Origin of the sequence: Caballeronia choica (assembly GCF_001544535.1) — a bacterium.
GTDB lineage: Bacteria > Pseudomonadota > Gammaproteobacteria > Burkholderiales > Burkholderiaceae > Caballeronia > Caballeronia choica.
In genome coordinates this window covers 18,067-38,431 of sequence record NZ_FCON02000075.1, presented here as the reverse complement: position 1 = coordinate 38,431, position 20,365 = coordinate 18,067, and the positions used below count along the sequence as shown (strand labels likewise).

19 protein-coding genes are annotated in these 20,365 nt (G+C 64.6%); 12 read left to right on the top strand and 7 right to left on the bottom strand.

The window, feature by feature from the left end:
• The first annotated feature begins 323 nt into the window (after window positions 1-323).
• Genes AWB68_RS26875 through AWB68_RS26865 form a run of 3 tightly spaced genes read left to right on the top strand, consistent with a single transcriptional unit; the run spans window position 324 to window position 4,433 of the window.
• Window positions 324-1,124 (top strand): SDR family oxidoreductase, encoded by an 801-nt coding sequence (locus tag AWB68_RS26875; protein ID WP_087647378.1) that lies wholly within the window; start codon window positions 324-326, stop codon window positions 1,122-1,124.
• Window positions 1,117-2,952 (top strand): glycoside hydrolase family 15 protein, encoded by a 1,836-nt coding sequence (locus AWB68_RS26870; RefSeq protein WP_235028523.1) that lies wholly within the window; start codon window positions 1,117-1,119, stop codon window positions 2,950-2,952. Before AWB68_RS26875 ends, AWB68_RS26870 begins: the two co-directional genes overlap by 8 nt.
• Window positions 2,953-2,984: 32 nt before the next feature.
• A complete protein-coding gene (locus AWB68_RS26865) occupies window positions 2,985-4,433 on the top strand; it encodes a dihydrolipoyl dehydrogenase (RefSeq protein ID WP_087647377.1) in 1,449 nt (482 codons plus the stop codon).
• Window positions 4,434-4,521: 88 nt separating this feature from the next.
• On the opposite strand, the gene AWB68_RS26860 is transcribed toward AWB68_RS26865, so the two are convergent.
• The 3 genes from AWB68_RS26860 to AWB68_RS26850 all read right to left on the bottom strand — a co-directional run bounded on the left by AWB68_RS26860 (window position 4,522) and on the right by AWB68_RS26850 (window position 7,709).
• Window positions 4,522-4,869 (bottom strand): hypothetical protein, encoded by a 348-nt coding sequence (locus AWB68_RS26860; RefSeq protein WP_087647376.1) that lies wholly within the window; start codon window positions 4,867-4,869, stop codon window positions 4,522-4,524.
• A gap of 273 nt (window positions 4,870-5,142) precedes the next feature.
• Window positions 5,143-6,027 (bottom strand): 3-hydroxyisobutyrate dehydrogenase, encoded by an 885-nt coding sequence (mmsB, locus tag AWB68_RS26855; RefSeq protein ID WP_087647375.1) that lies wholly within the window; start codon window positions 6,025-6,027, stop codon window positions 5,143-5,145.
• A 146-nt stretch (window positions 6,028-6,173) separates the two neighbouring features.
• A complete protein-coding gene (locus AWB68_RS26850; RefSeq protein ID WP_087647374.1) occupies window positions 6,174-7,709 on the bottom strand; it encodes a CoA-acylating methylmalonate-semialdehyde dehydrogenase in 1,536 nt (511 codons plus the stop codon).
• A gap of 191 nt (window positions 7,710-7,900) precedes the next feature.
• On the opposite strand from AWB68_RS26850, the gene AWB68_RS26845 reads away from it, so the two are divergent.
• Entirely contained in the window at window positions 7,901-8,863 is a 963-nt protein-coding gene (locus tag AWB68_RS26845) for a LysR family transcriptional regulator (protein ID WP_087647373.1), read from the top strand.
• A 57-nt stretch (window positions 8,864-8,920) separates the two neighbouring features.
• Here the strand turns inward: AWB68_RS26845 and AWB68_RS26840 are convergent, their stop codons facing one another.
• A complete protein-coding gene (locus AWB68_RS26840; protein ID WP_087647372.1) occupies window positions 8,921-9,535 on the bottom strand; it encodes a hypothetical protein in 615 nt (204 codons plus the stop codon).
• A gap of 473 nt (window positions 9,536-10,008) precedes the next feature.
• On the opposite strand from AWB68_RS26840, the gene AWB68_RS26835 reads away from it, so the two are divergent.
• From AWB68_RS26835 to infA, 6 genes are all read left to right on the top strand, one after another.
• A complete protein-coding gene (locus AWB68_RS26835) occupies window positions 10,009-10,989 on the top strand; it encodes a M23 family metallopeptidase (protein ID WP_087647371.1) in 981 nt (326 codons plus the stop codon).
• Entirely contained in the window at window positions 10,976-11,344 is a 369-nt protein-coding gene (locus tag AWB68_RS26830; RefSeq protein ID WP_087647370.1) for a hypothetical protein, read from the top strand. Before AWB68_RS26835 ends, AWB68_RS26830 begins: the two co-directional genes overlap by 14 nt.
• Window positions 11,345-11,389: 45 nt before the next feature.
• Window positions 11,390-11,803, top strand: coding sequence for a bactofilin family protein (locus AWB68_RS26825; RefSeq protein ID WP_087647369.1), 414 nt, complete (start codon window positions 11,390-11,392; stop codon window positions 11,801-11,803).
• A 144-nt stretch (window positions 11,804-11,947) separates the two neighbouring features.
• Window positions 11,948-12,925 carry a magnesium/cobalt transporter CorA gene (gene corA / locus AWB68_RS26820; RefSeq protein WP_087647368.1) on the top strand — a complete coding sequence of 326 codons (978 nt, stop codon included), beginning with the start codon at window positions 11,948-11,950 and terminating at the stop codon, window positions 12,923-12,925.
• Between the two features lie 495 nt (window positions 12,926-13,420).
• A complete protein-coding gene (locus AWB68_RS26815; RefSeq protein WP_087647367.1) occupies window positions 13,421-13,711 on the top strand; it encodes a hypothetical protein in 291 nt (96 codons plus the stop codon).
• 84 nt (window positions 13,712-13,795) lie between these two features.
• Window positions 13,796-14,062: a translation initiation factor IF-1 gene (infA, locus tag AWB68_RS26810; protein ID WP_087647366.1), complete on the top strand. Its 267-nt coding sequence runs from the start codon at window positions 13,796-13,798 to the stop codon at window positions 14,060-14,062.
• 145 nt (window positions 14,063-14,207) lie between these two features.
• Here the strand turns inward: infA and AWB68_RS26805 are convergent, their stop codons facing one another.
• The 3 genes from AWB68_RS26805 to zwf form a co-directional block, all read right to left on the bottom strand.
• Window positions 14,208-15,098 carry a Cof-type HAD-IIB family hydrolase gene (locus AWB68_RS26805; RefSeq protein ID WP_087647365.1) on the bottom strand — a complete coding sequence of 297 codons (891 nt, stop codon included), beginning with the start codon at window positions 15,096-15,098 and terminating at the stop codon, window positions 14,208-14,210.
• Window positions 15,095-15,883 carry an ROK family protein gene (locus AWB68_RS26800; RefSeq protein ID WP_087647364.1) on the bottom strand — a complete coding sequence of 263 codons (789 nt, stop codon included), beginning with the start codon at window positions 15,881-15,883 and terminating at the stop codon, window positions 15,095-15,097. The genes AWB68_RS26805 and AWB68_RS26800 overlap by 4 nt, the downstream gene beginning before the upstream one ends.
• Before the next feature lie 120 nt (window positions 15,884-16,003).
• Window positions 16,004-17,563 carry a glucose-6-phosphate dehydrogenase gene (zwf, locus tag AWB68_RS26795; protein ID WP_087647363.1) on the bottom strand — a complete coding sequence of 520 codons (1,560 nt, stop codon included), beginning with the start codon at window positions 17,561-17,563 and terminating at the stop codon, window positions 16,004-16,006.
• 215 nt (window positions 17,564-17,778) lie between these two features.
• Between zwf and AWB68_RS26790 the strand changes: the two genes are divergently transcribed.
• Together AWB68_RS26790 and AWB68_RS26785 are read left to right on the top strand one after the other, a co-directional pair.
• Complete coding sequence (locus tag AWB68_RS26790) at window positions 17,779-18,615, top strand: arylamine N-acetyltransferase family protein (RefSeq protein WP_087647362.1); 837 nt, start codon at window positions 17,779-17,781, stop codon at window positions 18,613-18,615.
• Between the two features lie 11 nt (window positions 18,616-18,626).
• Window positions 18,627-20,333: a peptidoglycan D,D-transpeptidase FtsI family protein gene (locus AWB68_RS26785; protein ID WP_087647361.1), complete on the top strand. Its 1,707-nt coding sequence runs from the start codon at window positions 18,627-18,629 to the stop codon at window positions 20,331-20,333.
• The last annotated feature ends 32 nt before the right edge of the window (window positions 20,334-20,365 follow it).

The window sequence follows — 20,365 nt, the reverse complement described above, 5'->3', positions numbered from 1 at the left end:
GACATTGCAATTTATGAACCCAGCTGAAAAGCTGGCGGAAACGTTGGGTGTTGCGTCGACCGGTTGAATTCGCCGCTGCTTTCTTTGCTTACTTTCTTTGCAGCAGCAAAGAAAGTGAGTCCCGCCCCGGACAGGGGCAGAGCTAATAAACCAAAAACAATACAAGTTCAATAGAAGCCCAAGCGCATCAAACGGTGTAAACAACACCCCCACCACGCCCCAAGTGCCAACACCATCCCCAGGCGCGGTGTTTGCTTAAATTTCCCGACAACGACGCACAAACCAAATCCCACCCCCCAAGCGCAAGCGCCCAAGGACTCCCCATGACCCAATCCCTCAAAGGCCAGGTCGCCCTCGTGACCGGCGCAAGTTCCGGCATCGGCTTCGGCGTCGCCGAGGCGCTCGCCAACGCCGGCGCGAGCGTCGCGATCAACTACCACTCGCACGCCGAATCCGCCGAAAAGCTCGCAGCCAGCATCGAAAAAACCGGCAGGCAGGCGTTTGCCATCGGCGCCGACGTCTCCGACGAAGCCGAAATCGACGCGATGTTCGACGCCGTCAAAAAGCGCTTCGGCACCGTCGACATCGTCGTGGCGAATTCGGGGCTGCAAAAAGACGCGTCCTTCGTGGACATGACGCTCGCGGACTGGAATACGGTGATGAACGTCAACCTCGCGGGCCAGTTCCTGACCGCCCAGCGCGCGGTCCGCGAATTCCTCCGGCGCGGGCCGCGTCCGGTATCGAAAGCGCTCGGCAAGATCATCTGCATGAGTTCGGTGCACGAGGTCATCCCGTGGGCCGGACACGTGAACTACGCGGCGTCGAAGGGCGGCATCCAGATGATGATGAAATCGCTCGCGCAGGAAGTCGCGCCGCACCGGATTCGCGTGAACGCGATCGCGCCGGGCGCGATCCGCACGCCGATCAACCGCGACGCCTGGGACTCGAAGGAAGCGCTCGAGAAGCTGCTCAAGCTGGTGCCGTACGGCCGCATCGGCGAAATCGACGACATCGGCCGAGCGGCCGTGTGGCTCGCCTCCGACGAGAGCGACTACGTCGTCGGCACGACGCTCTACGTCGATGGCGGCATGACGCTCTATCCGGGGTTCGCGGACAATGGCTGACACGGCCAATCGCGTGCCGTGCAGCACGCCGATCGAAGCGCACGGCGTGATCGGCAACATGCGCACGACCGCGCTCGTCGCCACCGACGGCGCGCTGAATTTCATGTGCTATCCGCGCATCGATTCGCCAACAATCTTCGGTGCGCTGCTCGACGCCGGGCGCGGCGGCAGTTTCCACGTCGCGCCGGCCTTCGACGCGCCGCGCGTCAAGCAGATGTACCTGCCCGAGACGAACGTGCTGGTGACGCGCTTCATGGCGCCGGATGCGGTGTGCGAAGTGCTCGATTTCATGCCGCTCTCGCGCGCCGGCGACGACGCGCCGAACTGCGTCGTGCGCATGGTGCGATCGGTGTACGGGCGCGTGTCGATGACGATGCGCTGCGCGCCGCGCTTCGACTACGCGCGCACCGGCCACACGGCGACGCACGCCGATGACGGGTACGGCGTCCGCTTCGAGCCATCCGGCGGCGGCGCCGCCCCGCTCACGCTCTGCTCGACAATCAACCTCTCGATCGAAGACAACGACGCCCTCGCCCGCTTCGATCTCGACGAACGCGAAACGGCGTGCTTCGTGCTCGGCGCGCAGTCGGAGCCGCTCGACCGGGTCCTGCCGTGCGATGCGGCACTCGACGAGACCGTCGCGTGGTGGCGCGAGTGGGCGGCGCAATCGACGTATCGCGGCCGTTATCGCGAAGTCGTGATGCGCTCCGCGCTGCTGCTGAAGCTGCTGAGTTCGCGCGAACACGGCGCAATCGTCGCGGCTCCGACCTTCGGCCTGCCGGAGACACCGCAAGGCGCCCGCCGCTGGGACTACCGTTACGCGTGGATCCGCGACGCCGCGTTTTCGGTCTACGCGCTGTTGCGGCTCGGCTACACGGGCGAGGCGCAGCATTTCGTGCGCTGGATCGCCGAGCGCAACCGGCGCTGTCACTCCGATGGATCGTTCCGCGTCATGTACGCGGTCGATGGCGAGGAGCCGCCCGAGGAAAGCGTCGCGCGGGCGTTGCACGGAAGCGGTGTCGAGCCGCCGCTCATCGGCAACGCGGCGCGCGACCAGATGCAACTGGATGTCTACGGCGCGCTGATGGACGCCGTCTACCTGTACAACAAATACGGCGAGGCGGTGTCGCATGACGGCTGGCAGCACGTCACGCGTACCGTGAACTACGTGGCCGCGCACTGGGACGAACCGGATCACGGCATCTGGGAGTTTCGCAATGGCGCGCGGGCGTTGCTGCATTCGCGGCTGATGTGCTGGGTCGCGCTCGATCGCGCGCTGCGGCTCGCGCAAAAGCGCTCGCTGCCGGCGCCGTTTCCGCAGTGGTTCGAGGTGCGCGACCGCATCAGCCGCGACATCCACGAAAACTTCTGGAACAGCGAGCTGCAAAGCTTCGTGCAGACCCCAGGTTCGACCATTCTCGACGCTTCCGCGCTGATGATGCCGCTCGTGCGCTTCATCGGCCCGAAAGACGGGCGCTGGCTCTCGACGCTCGATGCGATCGGCCGCGACCTGAGCGTCGATCCGCTGATCTTCCGCTACACCCGCGGCGGCTCGCTCGACGGACTCGACGGGGAGGAAGGCGGCTTCAGCGCCTGCTCGTTCTGGTACGCGGAAGCGCTGGCGCGCGCCGGACGTGTCGATGAAGGACGGCTCGTGTTCGAAAAGATGCTTGCCTATTCGAACCATGTGGGGCTTTATTCGGAAGAAGTCGCCGTCGATGGCGCATCGCTCGGCAATTTCCCGCAGGCGCTGACGCATCTCGCGCTCATCAGCACGGCGTTTCAGCTCGATCGCAGTCTCGAAGGCCGGCACGCGCCCTGGTCGTGAGCGCCTCGATTCAACCGCTTGGGACGACTCAAATGAAGGAAACAAACGTGGACGTCGCCGTGATCGGCGCCGGGACGGCGGGCCTGTCGGCGTTTCGCGCGGCGCGCTCGGCGGGCAAGCGCGCGGTGCTGATCGAAGCCGGCGAGTTCGGCACGACCTGCGCGCGCGTCGGCTGCATGCCGTCGAAGCTGCTGCTCGCGGCGGCCAACGGCTTGCACGATGCGCAGGCGCTCGCGCCGCGCGGGATCGAGGGCACGCATGCGCTGGAAGCCAACGGCGCGCAGGTGTTCGATTACGTGCGGCGCGAGCGCGACTATTTCGTCGGCGGCATCCTGGAGGAGACCGACGCGTTCCCCGCCGACTCGGTCATACGTGGCCGCGCGCGCTTCGCTGCGTCGGCGTCCGGCCGCCACGTTCTCTCGATCGACGATGCGCGGCGCATCGAGGCGACGAGCGTCGTGATCGCGACGGGCGCCGTGCCGACCGTGCCCGACGGGCTGAAGGTTTTTGGCGACCGCCTCATCACGAGCGACGACGTTTTCGACCTCAAGACCTTGCCGAAACGCGCGGCCGTGTTCGGCGCGGGTCCGATCGCGCTCGAACTGGGGCAGGCGTTCGCGCGACTGGGCGTCGACGTGTTCATGTTCGGCAGGGGCGGAAGGGTCGCCGGATTGTCGGATGCGCCGGTGCGCGACGCGCTGTCGGCCGCGTTGCGCGACGAGTTCTATTTCGACCCCGACGCGAAGATCGAAGCGATGTCGATGCAGGACGGCATGCCGACGGTCCGCTTCAAGTCGCTCGATGAAAGCGAGCGCACGGAGCAGTTCGATCTCGTGCTGGTCGCGACGGGACGCGCGCCCGACCTGAAGCCACTCGACCTGGCGAAGACCGGCATCGCGTTGAACGACAAGGGCGTGCCGCTCTTCGACGAAACGTCGATGCAATGCGGTGCCAGCAGCATTTTCATCGCGGGCGACTGCGACGGCACGCGCCCGTGGCTCTCGGATGCCGCCGACGAAGGCAAGCTCGCCGGCGACAACGCCGCGCGCTTTCCCGACGTCCGGCAGGTGACGCGCAAAGTGCCCTTTTCGCTCGTGTTTTGCGAACCGCAAGCGGCGATCATCGGCGCGGCGTACGACAGCCTCGACAAGCAGATGACGGTGACCGGATCGGCGTCGTTCGAGACGCAGGGGCGCAGCCGCGTGATGCGCCAGAACCGCGGCCTGCTGCACGTCTATGCCGATGCGAAGACGGGCAAGCTGCGCGGCGCACAGGCGTGCGGCCCAGTGGTCGAACATCTCGGGCACCTGCTCGCGTGGGCGGTGCAACTCGAACTCACGGTCGAGGAAGCGCTGAAGCTTCCGTTCTATCACCCGGTGGTGGAAGAAGGCCTGCGCACGGCGCTCAAGGACGCGAACAGCAAGTGCTACGAAGAGCGTTCGCAAACGCCGCCCGCGTTGGCGAGTGCTCCGGGATGCTGATCAAAATTGGCGCCCGAACGACGCCTTAAACAAAAAGGCCGGTTGCGCGCAACCGGCCCTATTAATCCAGCCTGAGAAAATTCAGCGCTCAGATCGCATATTGCAGTGCAAGGTCGAAACCGAGCACGACGAGCGAACAGAACAGCCCGAGCAGCAAATTGCTCAGCCGATGCCCGAAATCGTGATGCTTCGAGAGTCCAGCCGCGGCGATAAAAGCAATCTCGACGATGATTTGCATGGCGAACACGGCGATCATCAGCGCGAACTCATAGCCCATCGACTTGAAGTTCATGAAGTTGAAGCCGTTGACCGCCACCCACGACCCCACGCGCCACGCTTCATAAGCCAATAGCAGCAACGGGAACAGATAGCTGGCCACGTAAGTTGGCATCGTGGCGTGCCGTAATTCCATGTTCAGGTGACGGGTTACTTGCATCGCGTGCTCCTTTGTCCGTACGGCAAAATGCCGAAAGTTCTACGTGCATCGAGCGTTTCCTCGCACGATTCGGAGCGCTAAACTCGGCGCCCACATTTCGCGAGAGCAGAACGTCGTGCTTCCAGAATAGGACAAATTTCGACAAAGCGAATCATCGTATTCCCGATGTCCATGCCGGGTGGGCGAATGCGGGCGGCGTTGTGCAGTGCAACTTAGTAAAGTAGTTATTTTTTGAACGTTTTCAGGCACGCACGTACGTGCCTGAATCCGCCGCTATTTCGCTCCGTACAGCTTGATGATGCCTGAAAAATCGAGGCTGCCCAGGCCCTGCTGGCTCATCGACTGATACAACTGCTGCGCGAGCGCTCCCATGAAAACCGGCTGTTTCGCCTGCCGCGCGGCATCGACGGCGAGACCGAGGTCCTTGAGCATCAGGTCGGCGCCGAAACCGCCCGCATACCCCCGCGAGGCCGGCGCATTCGGCAGGATATTCGGGTAGGGATTACACGTATCCGAGCTCCAGCAACGCCCCGTCGACGTGTTGACGATGCTCGCCAGCTTGTTCGGATCGATGCCGAGCACCTCGCCGAGTTTCATCGCCTCGGCCACGCCGATCATCGAAATCGCGAGCAGCAGGTTGTTGCAAATCTTGGCGATTTGCCCGGTTCCGGTTTCGCCGCACCGCACCATGTTTTTGCCCATGCCCGCCAAAACCGGTTTCAGGGTCTCGAACAAGGCTTCGTCGGCGCCGACCATGAAGGTGAGCGTCCCCGCCTGCGCGCCAACGACACCACCCGACACCGGCGCATCCGCGAACGGATTGCCGCGTGCGCGCGCCGTCTCGCCGATCATGCGCGCGGTCGCCGGGTCGATCGTGCTGCTGTCGATGAGCGGCACGCCGGGCCGCACGCCGGCTAGCACGCCGTCGTCGTTGAGGTAGACGGCTTTTACGTGCGCCGCCGCTGGCAGCATCGTGATGACGACTTCGCTTGTTTCCGCCACTGCGCGTGGCGATGATGCGAGCGTCGCGCCTGCCGTCTTGGCTTCGTCGAGTGCCGCTTCCGACAGGTCGAACACCGTCAACGCGTGACCCGCCTTCAGCAGGTTCGCCGCCATGGGGCCGCCCATGTGTCCCAGTCCGATAAAACCGATCTGCATCGTGGTCTCCTTTGTCGACCAGAGTTGGCGCTTTAGCGCCTTACTCTGGTCCCATGCAACTTGTTGCGGTCGACCAGAGTTGGCGCTTTAGCACCTTACTCTGGCCCTATGCGCCCTGCTCCGGTCCCATGCAAAGCAATGCGCTTTCAGCGCAGCGAAATCGTCGTATTGACGCCATCATTCACCGTCGCGTCGTCGAACCAGCGGGCCGTCACGGTCTTGGTCTGCGTGTAGAACTGCACGACCTGCTTGCCGTACGGGCCGAGGTCGCCCAGCTTCGACCCGCGCGAACCGGTAAAGCTGAACGACGGCACCGGCACCGGAATCGGAATGTTGATGCCGACCTGGCCGATGTCGATCTCGCTCTGGAACTTGCGCGCCGCCGCGCCGCTTTGCGTAAAGAGGCCGACGCCGTTGCCCATCGGATTGCGGTTCACGAGCGCGATGGCGTCGTCGAGCGTCTCGGCTTCCAGCACGCAAATCACCGGCCCGAAGATTTCCTGCCTGTAGATCGTCATCTCGGTCGTGACGCCGGAGAAAATCGTCGGGCCGATGAAGTTGCCTTTCTCGTAGCCCTTCACCGCCACGCCGCGCCCGTCGAGCGACAACGTCGCGCCTTCGTCGACACCCTTTTCGATCAGCCCGAGAATGCGCTCCTTCGCCGCCCGCGAAACCACCGGCCCGACATCGGTATTCGGCTCCGTGCCCGCGTTGATCGTCAGTCCGCGCGCGCGCTCGACCAGTTCCGGCAGCCAGTCCTTCGACGCCCCGACCAGCACCACCACCGAAGTCGCCATGCAACGCTGGCCCGCAGCGCCAAACCCCGCGCCGGCGAGCGCGTTGAGCGTCTGCTCCTTGTTCGCGTCGGGCAGGACGACCGCGTGGTTCTTCGCGCCCATCATCGACTGCACGCGCTTGCCGTGCTGGCTGCCGAGGTTGTACACGTGCGTGCCGACGTGCGTCGAGCCGACGAACGAAATCGCCTTGATGTCGGGATGCGTGCAGATTGCATCGACGACTTCCCTGCCGCCGTGCACGACGTTCAGGACGCCCGCCGGAATGCCCGCCTGCACGGCGAGTTCGACGAGTTCCATCGTGGAAAGCGGGTCCTGCTCCGACGGTTTCAACACGAACGTGTTGCCGCAGACGATCGCCATCGGGAACATCCAGAGCGGAATCATCGCGGGGAAGTTGAACGGCGTGATGCCCGCGCAGACACCGATCGGCTGGCGCAGCGTGTAGGTATCGACGCCGCCCGCGACATTTTCCGCGAATTCGCCCTGCTGCAGCGTGCCGATCGAACACGCGTGCTCGACCACTTCGAGCCCGCGGAAGATATCGCCTTCGGCGTCGGGCAGCGTCTTGCCCTGCTCGGCCGTGAGCGTCGCGGCGACGCGCTTCATGTTCTGGCGCACCAGATCCTGGAACTTGAGCATCAGGCGCATGCGCACGCCGAGCGGCGTCGTGCGCCAGGTTTGAAACGCCTTGTGCGCGGCGGCGACGGCCGCATTCACTTCGTCGATCGTCGCGAACGGCACGCGTCCGATCACTTCCTGCGTCGCCGGATTGACGATATCGCGCCACTCGGCCGATTTCGACTCGACGAATTCGCCGTCGATCAGCAGTTTGGCGGTGCGCAGGCCTTGCGCGGCGTGCACGGGTTGTTCAGCAGCGATGTTCACGGATGGCTCCTTTGGGCGAAGGCAGGACGAAAAAAGCGGGGCGATGGCATGCGGACGGACGCGTTGGGGGCGTCGAAGGGAAAAAGCATGTCGTCTCCGTTCTATTTGCCCGCCGGTCAGGCGACGGGTCAATACGTTTGAGTATAGTTATGCAAAAGTCCATCAAGTATCGATAAAAACACCCGACTGATATGCAAAAAAACCTCAAGCTGGACCTGACGAAACTGAATTGGGACGACCTGCGCTATTTCCTCGAAGTCGCCCGGACGCAGCGCGCGAGCGGCGCGGCGAAGCGCCTGGGCGTCGATTACACGACGGTCGCACGGCGCGTGCGCGCGCTTGAAGATGCGCTCGGCACCCTTCTCTTCGACAAATCCAGGAGCGGAGGTTTCACGCTGACCGCAGAAGGCCAGCGCCTCCTCGGCTATGTCGATTCGATCGAAACGACGGTGCAATCCGCCACCGAACAAGTAGCCAATACCGGCCACGCGCTGTCGGGCCATGTGCGGGTCGGCTCGACGGAAGGCTTCGGCTGCTTCTTTCTCGCGCCGCAACTCGCGCGCTTTCAGGACGTGCATCCGCACATCACCATCGATTTGTTGCCGGTGCCGCATTTCGTGAGCTTGTCGAAGCGCGAGGCCGACATCGCGGTCACGCTGGAGCGGCCGGAACACGGACAGTACGTCTACACGAAACTTTGCGACTATCGGCTGATGCTCTACGCGACATCCGCCTACCTCGCGCGCCACGCGCCGATCGAATCAGTTGACGATCTGCGCCCGCACCGGTTCGCGAGTTATATCGACGATCTCGCGTTCAGCTACGAACTGCTGTATCTGGAGCGCGCGGTGCCGGGCGCGCAATCCAGCTGGCGCAGCACGAGCGTGATCGCGCAGTATTTCGCGGCGCTGCAGGGCCGCGCGCTCGCGATCCTGCCGTGCTTCATGGCGGCGCAAGACCCGCGGCTCATGCCGGTTCTGCCGGGCGAGATCGTGGTGAGGCGTGCGTTTTATTTGTCGTGTCGCGAGGATCTGCGCAAGCTGAAGCGCATCACGACCGTGTGGGATTATTTGCGCGCGGCGGCGGAATCGAATCGCGCGCTGCTGATGGGCGAGGGGAGCGAGATGGCGTGGGTCGCGACCGGGACGCCTTGAACTGCCGGCGTGCCGGCCGCGAATGAAACAACGGCTGGCTAGATGTAACTCAATAACTCAGCGCATCGGCGTGACGGCAACCGTGACGGCTTCCGTATAAGCGAGCGTGACCTGGTCGCCGGCCTTGACCTTCGCGAGCTTCGTGCGGTCGCGAACCTCTACGTCGAGCAGATTGCCTTGCGGGCCTTTCAACTGCACGATGCCGCTCGCCGGATCGACCTTCGTGATGTCCGCGACGATCGTCAACTGACGCGCGATGCCGGCCGCCGGCTTCGCCCCGGCAGGCGCGCGCCCGGCGGCTTCCGTCTCGACGACGCTGCGCAACCCGCCGCCCTTCGACACCGAGACGACGACATCGCGCGTCATGCGCACGCGGATTTCGTCGCCGACGTTCAACTGCGCGAAATTCTTCGCTTCCGGTCCAACGGTGAAGCGCGCCTTGCCGCCCTGCTTGTCGGCGATCGTGACTTCGCGCGTGTCGCGGTTCACCGACTGGATCGTGCCGATCGCCTCGGCGACGCTCACGCCTTCGATCGCGCCCGGCAGAGCAGCGGAATTCACGGCCGCGACCGGGCGGGTCATGGCCGCGGATTGCGCATGAGCGATGGAAAGGACGGCGGGCGAGATCGAAATGAGTGCGCCGGCGACGATGCTGATGGACTTCTTGTGCATGTTTCCTCGAGACGTTGAAGGAGGGTTCTGGAGTTGGGGCGTAGCGGCCGCAACAAAGCACCCGGATGATTTTCGGACAACAGGACAATCAGTTTTCCGAATAATCTCAATTACAGCCATTCACGCAGTGTGTTTTTCGAGATGTTGTTTGTCAACGGCGCCAGCACGCGCACCACGTCGGGCAGAGGGTGCTTCGCCCAAACGGTTGAAAGCAGGGCCGCGTGGCCCGATGTTCGACGAAGCCACTCGAAGCGTAAGCCTATGCGTGCAACCCGCGTTGCATTCGTCATGCATTCCTCATAAATTGAGATGCACCGCCAGCCAGCCGATGCATAATCGCCGACTCACATAATTTCGCGCCATGTCCCGCCACGGCGTCTTCTCATCGACGTGACACTCATCCACTTCAGCCCGACCGTGCCCTTCAGGCATCCTAAAGTCACTTTGCTCGCCCGCACGGGCAAGATCCGCTGATGGCGTTCGTCATCTGGTCTCGCCGGTCGGTTTCCAGCCAGCGCGTGCGCTTCGTCGAGGCGCGCACGGCGCGCGTGATCGCGGTCGTGGCGGTCGTCGCGCTGATCGTCGCGGCGCTTGCGCTCGGCATCGCGATCGGCTCGACGCTCGGCAGCAGCCACGCCTCCGACGAACGCACGCAACGGGCGCGCCATTCCTATGAGCTCGACGAACTCGGCAAGGTCAGCGCGACGCTCACGCAGATCGAGCCGCGCGTCGCACTGCTGAGCGCGAAGGTGAACGAACTGCGCAACTTCGAGGATCGCCTGAAGGCGTCGCGCAAGTCCGCCGACGGTCCCGACGTCCATGTCGTTCCGCCGCTGCCCGACAGCGAGGAAAGCGTGCCGCTCGACGGCGCCGGCGGGCCGCTCCTGCCGCCGCGCGTCTGCGACACCGAGCGCGCGGCAAACGAAGGCACGGCGCCGCAGCGGCTCAAGCGCACGCAGAAGGTTATCGACTGCCTCGACGACACGCTCTCGCGCCTCGAAAGCGAGGTGCTGCCGCACTACACGTCGTACATGGCGTTTCCCGGCCGCGATCCCGCGCCGGGCTCGCGCCAGGGCTCGCCCTACGGTAACCGCGTCGACCCGTTCACCGGGCACGCAAGCTTCCATCCGGGCATGGACCTCGTCGCGCCGAGCGGCGCCAGCATCCTAGCGACGGCGGGCGGCCGCGTGATCCAGGCGGGACCGCACGGCGGCTACGGCAACGCGATCGATATCCGGCACAGCGACGGCATCGTCACGCGCTACGGGCACACGTCGAAGATCTTCGTGCGCGCCGGCGACCTCGTGATGCCCGGACAGAAGATCGCGGAAGTCGGCTCGACCGGCCGTTCGACGGGGCCGCACCTGCACTTCGAAGTGATCGTCGATGGCGCTCAGATCAATCCAAAGCCTTATCTGGCGCTTTTCAGGCTGAAGTCCAATGCGCAAAGTTGACCGGAACCGCGCGACGCACCAGCTCGCGCGGCGCACCTATTCCCTCACGCCGAAGCGCGGCCCCGTGCTGCTGCTCGGCGGCATCGCGGCCGCGTGCGCGATCTCGGCGATGGCCGCCGCCGGCTTCGCGCTGACGAGTTCGCGCGAACACAGCCGGCAGGTCGACGCGATCTGCGCGCCGCCGCCCTCCGAGCAGGCACTGCGCGACGAGCTCACGCGCGCGCAACTCGCGTTCGACCATGAAGCCGCCACGCGTGCCGCGCTGCAAAAACAGGCGGAAGACACGACCGCCGAACTGAGCCGGCTGCGCACCGATCTCGCGTTCCTCAAGCGCCAGCGCGACAAGACCGACTGACCCACGAACCCCGCTTTTCAACGAACCGACGCAACGGAAGACCCCATGTTCACCAAGAAGAAAGCCACCACCGGCATCCAGCAGGCCAAGCTCGCGACGCTCATCGCGCACGACGTCCATCTCAGGGGCGACCTCGAATTCAGCGACGGCCTGCGCATGGACGGCCACATCACCGGCAACGTCAGCGGCCGGCCGGGCGAACAGACGCTGCTCGTCGTGAGCGACCAGGGCGCGATCACCGGCAACGTGAGCGCCTACGACGTCGTGATCAACGGCACGATCACGGGCGACGTGACCGCCGAGCATTTTGTCGAGCTCCAGTCGAATGCGCACGTGAACGGCAACATCTACTACCAGCAGTTGCGCATGGACGTGGGCGCGTCCGTCGAAGGCAAGCTGACCAAGCGCGAGGCGGCGCCCGTGAGGCCGGACGCCATCGCCGACTTCGCTACGGACTGACCCGCATTCCCCGCTTTTTGCACACGGCAAGCGCGGACAAATCCGCTAAGATGCCGACGATGGGCCACGCGCCAACGCCAGCACGGTGAAGACGCGTCAGTGCGGCGCGCGGGCCTTCCATCCATGCATCCGGGGCGCTCATCCATGCTGGTCAATTGCGCGGCTTACCAGAACGGCCGCAAGCTCGCCGACCTGGCGATCGACGACATCAACGCTTATCGCGATCTGCCCAACTGCTTCATCTGGGTCGCGCTGAAAGAGCCCGGCCCGGGTGAACTGGCGCACATGATGCAGCAGTTCGGCCTGCACGAACTTGCCGTCGAAGACGCCCAGAACGGCCATCAGCGGCCGAAGATCGAGGAATACGGCGACTCGCTCTTCGCGGTCTTCCATACCGTCGAGTTCGACGAGGAAGGCGAGCTGCTCGTCGGCGAAATCAACGTGTTTGTCGGCAAGAACTACGTGCTTTCCGTGCGCAACCGGACGACGCAAGGCTTCCAGGAAGTGCGCAAGCGCTGCGAGCGCGAGCCGCACTTGCTCAAGCATGGCCCGGCGTTCGTGATGTATGCGCTGCTCGATAACGTCGTCGACCGGTATTTTCCGGTGCTGGAAACGCTCGCCGCCGAACTCGATGAAGTCGAGGAACGCATCTTCGAGCGCAACGGCTCGGCGGCGTCGCGCGAGATCATCGAGGACCTCTACTCGCTCAAGCGCCGCCTCGTGCTGCTGCAGCACCACACGGCGCCGCTGCTCGAAGCTGTCAGCAAATTGTATGGCGGCCGTCCGCCCGGCGTATGCGCGGGCATGCAGGAATATTTCCGCGACGTCTACGACCACCTGCTGCGCATCGTCAAGACCAGCGAGGGACGGCGCGAAATGATCGTCACCGCGATCCAGGTGAATCTCGGCCTGATCTCGCTCGCGGAAAGCGAGGTGACCAAGCGCCTCGGCTCGTTCGCCGCCCTCTTCGCCGTGCCGACGATGATCGCCGGCATCTACGGCATGAACTTCCACCGCATCCCCGAACTGGAGTGGGTATACGGCTATCCGACCTGCCTCGCCGTCATGCTCTGCGTCGACATCGTGTTGTATTGGCGGTTCAGAAAGGCAGGTTGGTTATAATGGATGCTTCGATGCGTTGAACGCGTCCACATTTGCGGCATCGAGAGGCGGGGCTTCCGGCGACAACGGAACTATTTTCCGATTTCCAATGTCTAACATGATTGCGTGCGCAACGGCGCATCGTGGTCACCCCGGCAGTAGCGAACCATCCAGCATGTCAGCGCGAATCAGGAAACACGCAGGAAAACACGCGCTGAATGCCATCGCCCCGGCAATGTCGGCAGCATATTCCCCGGCATTCGTCTTCAAGTTTGGCTCGGTTTGAGCAGAGCGACGTCCGCGGTCACGTGACCGCTACGTTCTTCATCACGTAAAGCCCATCGAGCGACCGCGCCTACGAAGCGCAGCGCTTTGTTTTTTGCTCGCCATCGCCGGGTCGGCAGATGCCGCTTGCAGCCGTTCGCCATCACATTGCGGCCGCGGCGTCAAGGCACGGCCGCCGTTCGCGCTCACGCGCGGCTCCCGGGGCGAGCGCAACACAGGACACCAGGACACATGAAAGACACGGTCAAAACGTATAAAGGCTACGAAATCCATCCGCTGATCTATCCGCGCGGTGCGCGCGACGGCGTGGCGGTGCGCGCGGCGGACGCGGGCTATGAAGCATCGGTGCGGATTCGCCGCGCGGTGCCCGAGGGCGAGGAAGCTGCGAGCGACAGCCGCGTGTTCCGCGTCACGCAGCCCGGCCCGTTCGAAAACGGCGGCCAGGCGCGCCGTGCATGCATGCTGCATGCAGAGAAGTTGATCGACGGACAAATCGACGGGCAAACGGTCGCCGACCTCTGAGCCCGCGGTGAAATCCGCGTGACGCGGGAGCGCAAAGCTCGTGCGTCACCTACAATCTCATTATTATTCATACAGGAGCTACATATGGCGAAAGAAGAGTTACTCGAGTTGGATGGCATTGTCGACGAAGTGCTTCCCGATAGCCGCTACCGCGTGACGCTCGATAACGGCGTCGTGGTCGGTGCGTACGCGTCGGGGCGCATGCGCAAGAATCACATCCGCATTCTCGCGGGCGACCGCGTGACGCTGGAACTGTCGGTGTACGACCTGACGAAGGGGCGCATCAACTTCCGGCACAAGGACGAACGCGCTGGCGGCGGGGCTCCGCGGCCACAGATGCGTCGTCGTTGATGCAAGGGCGTTAGTCCGGCACGTCAGCCGGCCAGCGCCAGGAAGAGCACGGTTCGACGCCGCTGGAGCACTCTGCCATGCAGCAGTGCGCGCGCGTCGATGCCGCTCTCTCCCGCTTTCTCCCGTTTGCCCCCTTTCCCTCTGTTCAACCCGTCACCGCATCGCGCGCAGCCAGAAGCGCATCGATCGCGACCGCGAATCCCTCGTCATCGTTGCTTGCCGACACCAGACAGGCACGCGCCTGCACTGCTGCCGACGACTGCCCCATCGCAATCGCCAGCCCCGCCACATCGAACATCGGCACATCGTTCGACATGTCTCCAAGCACCGCCACGCGCCCGAGCGGCACGCCCGCAAGCCGCGCCAGTTCGCGCGCCGCTTCGCCCTTGTGCGCGAGCGTGCTCGTGACGTCGAGGTAATACGTCTGCGACAGCGCGGCGATCGCCTGCCCTCGCAGGCTAGCCTGCAATTCCCTTTCGATGCGCGCGAGCAGCGCCTCGTCCTTCGTCGAGCCGACAATCTTGTCGACGGCTGCGAGATCCAGTTCGTCGAAGCTTTTCACCAGCACGCCGTCGTAGCCGACCGTGCGGCGTTCGAGCGCCACATGATCGCCAGCCGGATTGGTCAAATACCAGTTGTCGCCGATGAAAACCCACGCGTCGATGCCTTCGCGCGCCAGCCGGCTGAGCACGGTAGCGACGGCATCGCGCGGCAGTTTGTGCGCGCTCAGCACTGCCCCGGTGTGCGGCTGCACGATATTGCCGCCGTTATACGACGCGAACGGCAGATCCACCGCCAACGCCTCGACGATATGGCGCATCCCCGCGCCCGGCCGGCTGCTCGCGACCGTGAACTTGACGCCTGCCGCGTGCAGGCGGCGCACGGCATCCACGGCGGCGCGGCTCAGCGATTTGTCGGTGTGCAGCAGCGTGCCGTCGCAATCGGTGATCACGAGGTCGATTTGCGCGAGGGCGTCGAACGCCGCCTGGCCGTCGCCGATGACCGCCCGCAGGCCGTACTTCCGATTGGCGCTCATTCGAACGCTCCCTTGCGCTGGTTGGCGGCCGGCAGTTGTCGCGATTCGCGCACCGAGCGCGGATGCCAGAGCTTCGCGCCGCCCTCGATGCCCGCCGCATTCGACACGACCGCCACGTTCGCCGGCAGTTCGAAGGTCAGATGCGCGGCATTGCCGCCGCCGATCCACAGCTTGTCGTAGTTCACGAGCGACGCGAGTATGCCGATGATCTTCTCCACCCGGCGATTCCAGCGCTTGCCGCCCACCTTTTCGCGCTCGGCGTTGCCGATGTATTCGTCGTAGGTCTTCTTCTTCGCGACGGGGTGATGCGCGAGTTCCAGATGCGGCATCAGTTCGCCGTCGCGAAAGAGCGCCGTGCCCGCGCCCGTGCCGAGCGTCAGCACGAACTCGATACCGTGGCCTTCGATCGCGGCGAGCCCCTGCATCTCGGCATCGTTGATCATGCGCACGGGCACGTGGCCTAGGCGTCCGGCGATCATGTCGGCGAGCGGCACGTCGTGCCAGTTTTCATTGCCGAAGTGCGGCGCCGTCAGCACGTGGTTATTGCGCACGACGCCGGGAAAGCCGATGGAAATGTGCGTCGGCGGCGGCTCGACGAGCGGCTGGACGAGCTTGACGAGCGCATCGACGAGCACGTCCGGCGTGCACGGCGACGGCGTCGCCACGCGCAGCCGGTCGGTTTTCATCTGCCCGTCGACGCCGACGATCGCCGCCTTCAGGCCCGTTCCACCGACGTCGATTGCGAGAATCCGTTCGGCGGTGCTGCTGTTTGTCTTGGTTGTCACGTGCTGGCTCCTGTCGACCAGAGTTGGCGATTTAGCGCCTTAGTCTGGTCCCATGCTTTGCGGTCGACCAGAGTTGGCGATTTAGCGCCTTAGTCTGGTCCCATGCAAGATATTGCCCCTCTAGCTTTTCTTGCGACTATCGCCGAGCGGCCGCCATGCGCGGCCGTCGGCGGCGAGCAATGCGTCGGCTTCGGCCGGGCCTTCGCTGCCCGCCGGATACCCATGCACGTCGAGCGGCGCACCCTCCGGATGCAGCACCGGATCGGCGGCCGCCCAGGCCGTTTCGATGCTGTCGGCGCGCTGAAAGAGCGTTTCATCCCCCAGCATGCAGTCATACAGCAGCGTCTCATAGCCGACGTTCGCCCGTTCCGCGAAAAAATCGCCGTAATTGAACGACGACTGCACCGCGCCCACCTGCATCACCGGACCGGGCACCTTCACGTTGAAATCGAAGGTCGTGCCGTGTGCCGGATCGATCCGCAGCGTGAGCACGTTCGGCGTCAGCCGGTCGACGGGCGTGTCGCGAAAGAGCCGGAACGGCACCGTCTTCAAGTGCACCGAAAGCTCCGTGCGCCGCGCCGCGAGCCGCTTGCCCGTGCGCAGGTAGAACGGCACGCCGGCCCAGCGCCAGTTATCGATGTGAACGCGCGCCGCCGCGTAAGTCTCGGTGCGGCTGTCCGGCGCAACGTCCGGCTCCTGCCGGTAGCCCGGTCCCGCCGGTCCCGCTTCGTACTGCCCGAACACGACATCGCGTGCCGAAAGCGGCTGGATCGCGTCGAAGATTTCGGCCTTCTTGTCGCGCACGGATTTGGCGCTGAACGAATTGGGCGGCTCCATCGCGATCATGCCGAGCAACTGGAACAGGTGGTTCGGCACCATGTCGCGGAAAGCGCCGGTCTGCTCGTAGAAGCGTCCGCGCCCTTCCACGCCGATCGTCTCGGCTGCCGTGATCTGGACGTGGTCGATGTATTCGCGCCGCCACACCGGCTCGAAGAGCGCGTTGGCGAAACGCACCGCGAGAATGCTCTGCACCGTGTCCTTGCCGAGAAAGTGATCGATCCGGTACACCTGCGACTCGCTCGCGTAGCCCAGGATGTGGTCGTTGAGATCCTTCGCCGAGGCGAGATCGGTGCCGAACGGCTTTTCGATCACGATGCGCCTGAAATTGCCGTCTTCTTCCTTCAGCAAGCCGGCGCGCCCGAGATGCTCGACGATCGGCCTGAAAAAGCGCGCGCTGACGGCGAGATAGAAGACGACATTCCCGGTTTTCATCTTCGAGAGCAACTGCTTGAGGCTCTCGAAGGTATCGTCCGATTCGAACTCGCCCGCGAAGTATTGCAGACGCTGGACGACCCAGTCCCACGCCTTCTCGTTCAGTTGCGACGTGTGGAACGTGCTCGCGCGATCGGCGGCGAACTTGCGCAGCGACTCGGACAGTTCGTTGCGAAATTCGCCCGTATCGCGTTCGCCGTGGTTCACGCCGACGATCTGCATGCTGTCATCGAGCAATCCGTCCGACGACAGGTTGTACAGCGCCGGCATCAGCAGACGCTTGGTCAGGTCGCCGCCCGCGCCGAAGATCACGAGCGTGCAGGGCGGCGCCCGATGCTTGCCGGCGAGCGGCGCGGCTTTATCGGCGCTATTGGCTGTGTCTGCGGGTTGATCGTGTTCAGTGGGCATGGCGATCCGTCCGGGATGGGTGTGATGAAGCGAACAAGCGGAACTCGAATCTGGAAAGACCTCGCTCGATACGTCACAGTTCAAAAAGGCGCGGCTTCACGCGTGATGAAGCGCGCGTCGTATGTGTTTTGTAATTTTTAACCTTTCATGACGTAAAATATGCACCGCTCCGGCACCGCCACGACTCACGTTTCTTCACGGGCAGGACCTCGAACATGAACGCACATTTCACTTCGACCGACCTCGACGCCTACTTCGAGCGCATCGGCTACGAAGGCCCGCACGAACCCTCGCTCGACACGCTCAAGGCGCTGCATCTGCTGCATCCGCAGGCGATTCCCTTCGAAAACCTCGATTCGCTGCTCGGCCGGCCCGTGCGGCTCGACGCCGGATCGATCCAGCAGAAGCTCGTCGGCGCGGGCCGCGGCGGCTATTGCTTCGAGCACAACCTGCTGTTTCGCGGCGTGCTCGATGCGCTCGGCTTTCGCACTCGCAGTCTCGGCGCACGTGTCGTGTGGGGCAGGACCGATGCCGAAATGCCGGCGCGCACGCACATGCTACTGCTGGTCGATCTGGAAGGCCGCACTTATCTCGCCGATGTCGGTTTCGGCGGCGTGACGCTCACCGCGCCGCTCGAGTTCGAAACCGGCCGCGAGCAGGCGACGCCTCACGAACCGTTCCGGATCGACCGCGTCGATGCCGGCAACTATCTGCTGCAAGTCAAGCTCGACGGCGCCTGGACGCCGCTCTACCGCTTCGACCTCGAACCGCAATTCGACATCGACTACGAGGTGGCGAACCACTTCGTCTCGACTTATCCGCCGTCGATATTCCGGCACAACCTGCTGGCCGCGCGCGTCGCGGCCGATTCGCGCTTTGGCCTTTTCAACCGGCGGCTGAGCCTCCACGGCGCGAACCCGGCGCAGCGCGAACTCACGTCCGTGCAGCAACTGCGCGACGTGCTGCAAAAGGAAATCGGCATTCGTCTGCCGGATCAGGCCGACGACGTAAGCTCTGCCGAATTCGACGCCATGCTTGCGCGCCTGCCCTGACCACACCACCCATGTTCAAGAAGAAGAAAACGCTCGGCCGCGACGCATACCAGTCGTCGCATCAGAATCCGATGCTCGCGAGCCGCCTTCCGAAGTGGCGCTCGACGCTCGTCGTGATCCTCGTGTCCGGCGCGTTCGCCGCGCTCGCCGGGCGTGCGCTGTGGGTGCAGGTGCTCAACCAGGATTTCTACCTCAACGAAGGCCAGAAGCGTTATCAGCGCACGCAGGAGCTGGCCGCGACGCGCGGCCGGATCGTCGATCGTCATGGCGCGATGCTCGCCGTGAGCCTTGCCACCTACGAAATCTGGGCGACGCCGAAGCTGTTCGACGCGAACCGCGCGCGCGACATCGCGCGTCTGCTCGACATGCCGCCGAAGGAATTGCTGCGGCGCGTGAACGCGAGCCGCTCGTTCGTGCTGCTCAAGCGCCAGGTCGATGCCGATACCGCCACCCGGGTCGCCGAGAAGGGACTGGCCGGCATCACGCTCGTGCCCGACACGAAGCGCTTCTATCCCGAGGGAGAATCGGCGGCGCACGTCGTCGGCTTCACGGACAACGAGGACAACGGCCAGGAAGGCATCGAACTTGCCGCCAACGCGCGGCTGACGGGTGAAGAGGGCCAACGCGAAGTGATCCGCGACCGGCTCGGGCGCGTGATCTCCGAAATCGGCGAAGCGGCGCCCGCGCAAAACGGCGAGACGATTCAACTGACGATCGACCGCCGCATCCAGCAGCTCGCGCATACGCAACTGAAGGCGGCGATCACGCGGCATCAGGCGCGCGCAGGCAGCGTCGTCGTGCTCGACGCGCGCAACGGCGAGATCCTCGCGCTCGCGAACTATCCCACTTTCGATCCGAACGATCGCGCCCGCCTGACCGGCGATCAGTTGCGCAACCGCGCGCTCACCGACACGTTCGAACCCGGCTCGACGATCAAGCCGCTCGTCGCGGCGCTCTCGATCGACCTGGGCCGCGCGCGGCCGGACACGCGCATCGACACGTCGCCGGGCAGCTTCAGGCTCGGGCCGAACGTGATCCACGATACGTCGAATCATGGCGTCATCACGGTTTCGCAAGCGGTGCAGATGTCCAGCAACATCGCGCTCACCAAGCTCGCGCTCCAGCTTTCGCCCGAAACGATGTGGCGCAAGTATCGCGAATACGGCATCGGCAGCGCGCCCGAGCTGACGTTCCCGGGCGCCGCCACCGGCCGGTTGCGCGCCTACGAGCGCTGGAAGCCGATCGAACAGGCGACGATGGCTTACGGCTACGGACTGTCGCTGTCGCTGTTGCAGATCGCGCAGGTGTACACCGCCTACGCGGGCACCGGCCACTTCCATCCGGCGACGCTCATGCTCGACGAAACGCGCCGCGAGCCGGTCGCCGTGACCAAGCCCGCGACCGCGGCCGCAATCCGCACCATGCTCGAAATGGCGATGGGGCCGGAAGGCACCGGACGCGCGGCGGCGGTCGACGGCTACCGCGTCGGCGGCAAGACTGGCACGGCGCGCAAGCAAGAGGGACGGGCCTACGCGAAGAACAAATACCGCGCGTCCTTCGTCGGCATGGCGCCGATGAGCGCGCCGCGCGTGATCGTCGCGGTGATGATCGACGAGCCGTCCACGGGTTCGTACTACGGCGGAACGGTGGCCGGCCCGGTGTTTTCGGGGGTGGTCGGCGGGACCATGCAACTGCTCGGCGTGCCGCCGGACGCGTGAGCGTGAAGCGGCCAGGCGCCCCGGCGGGCGCG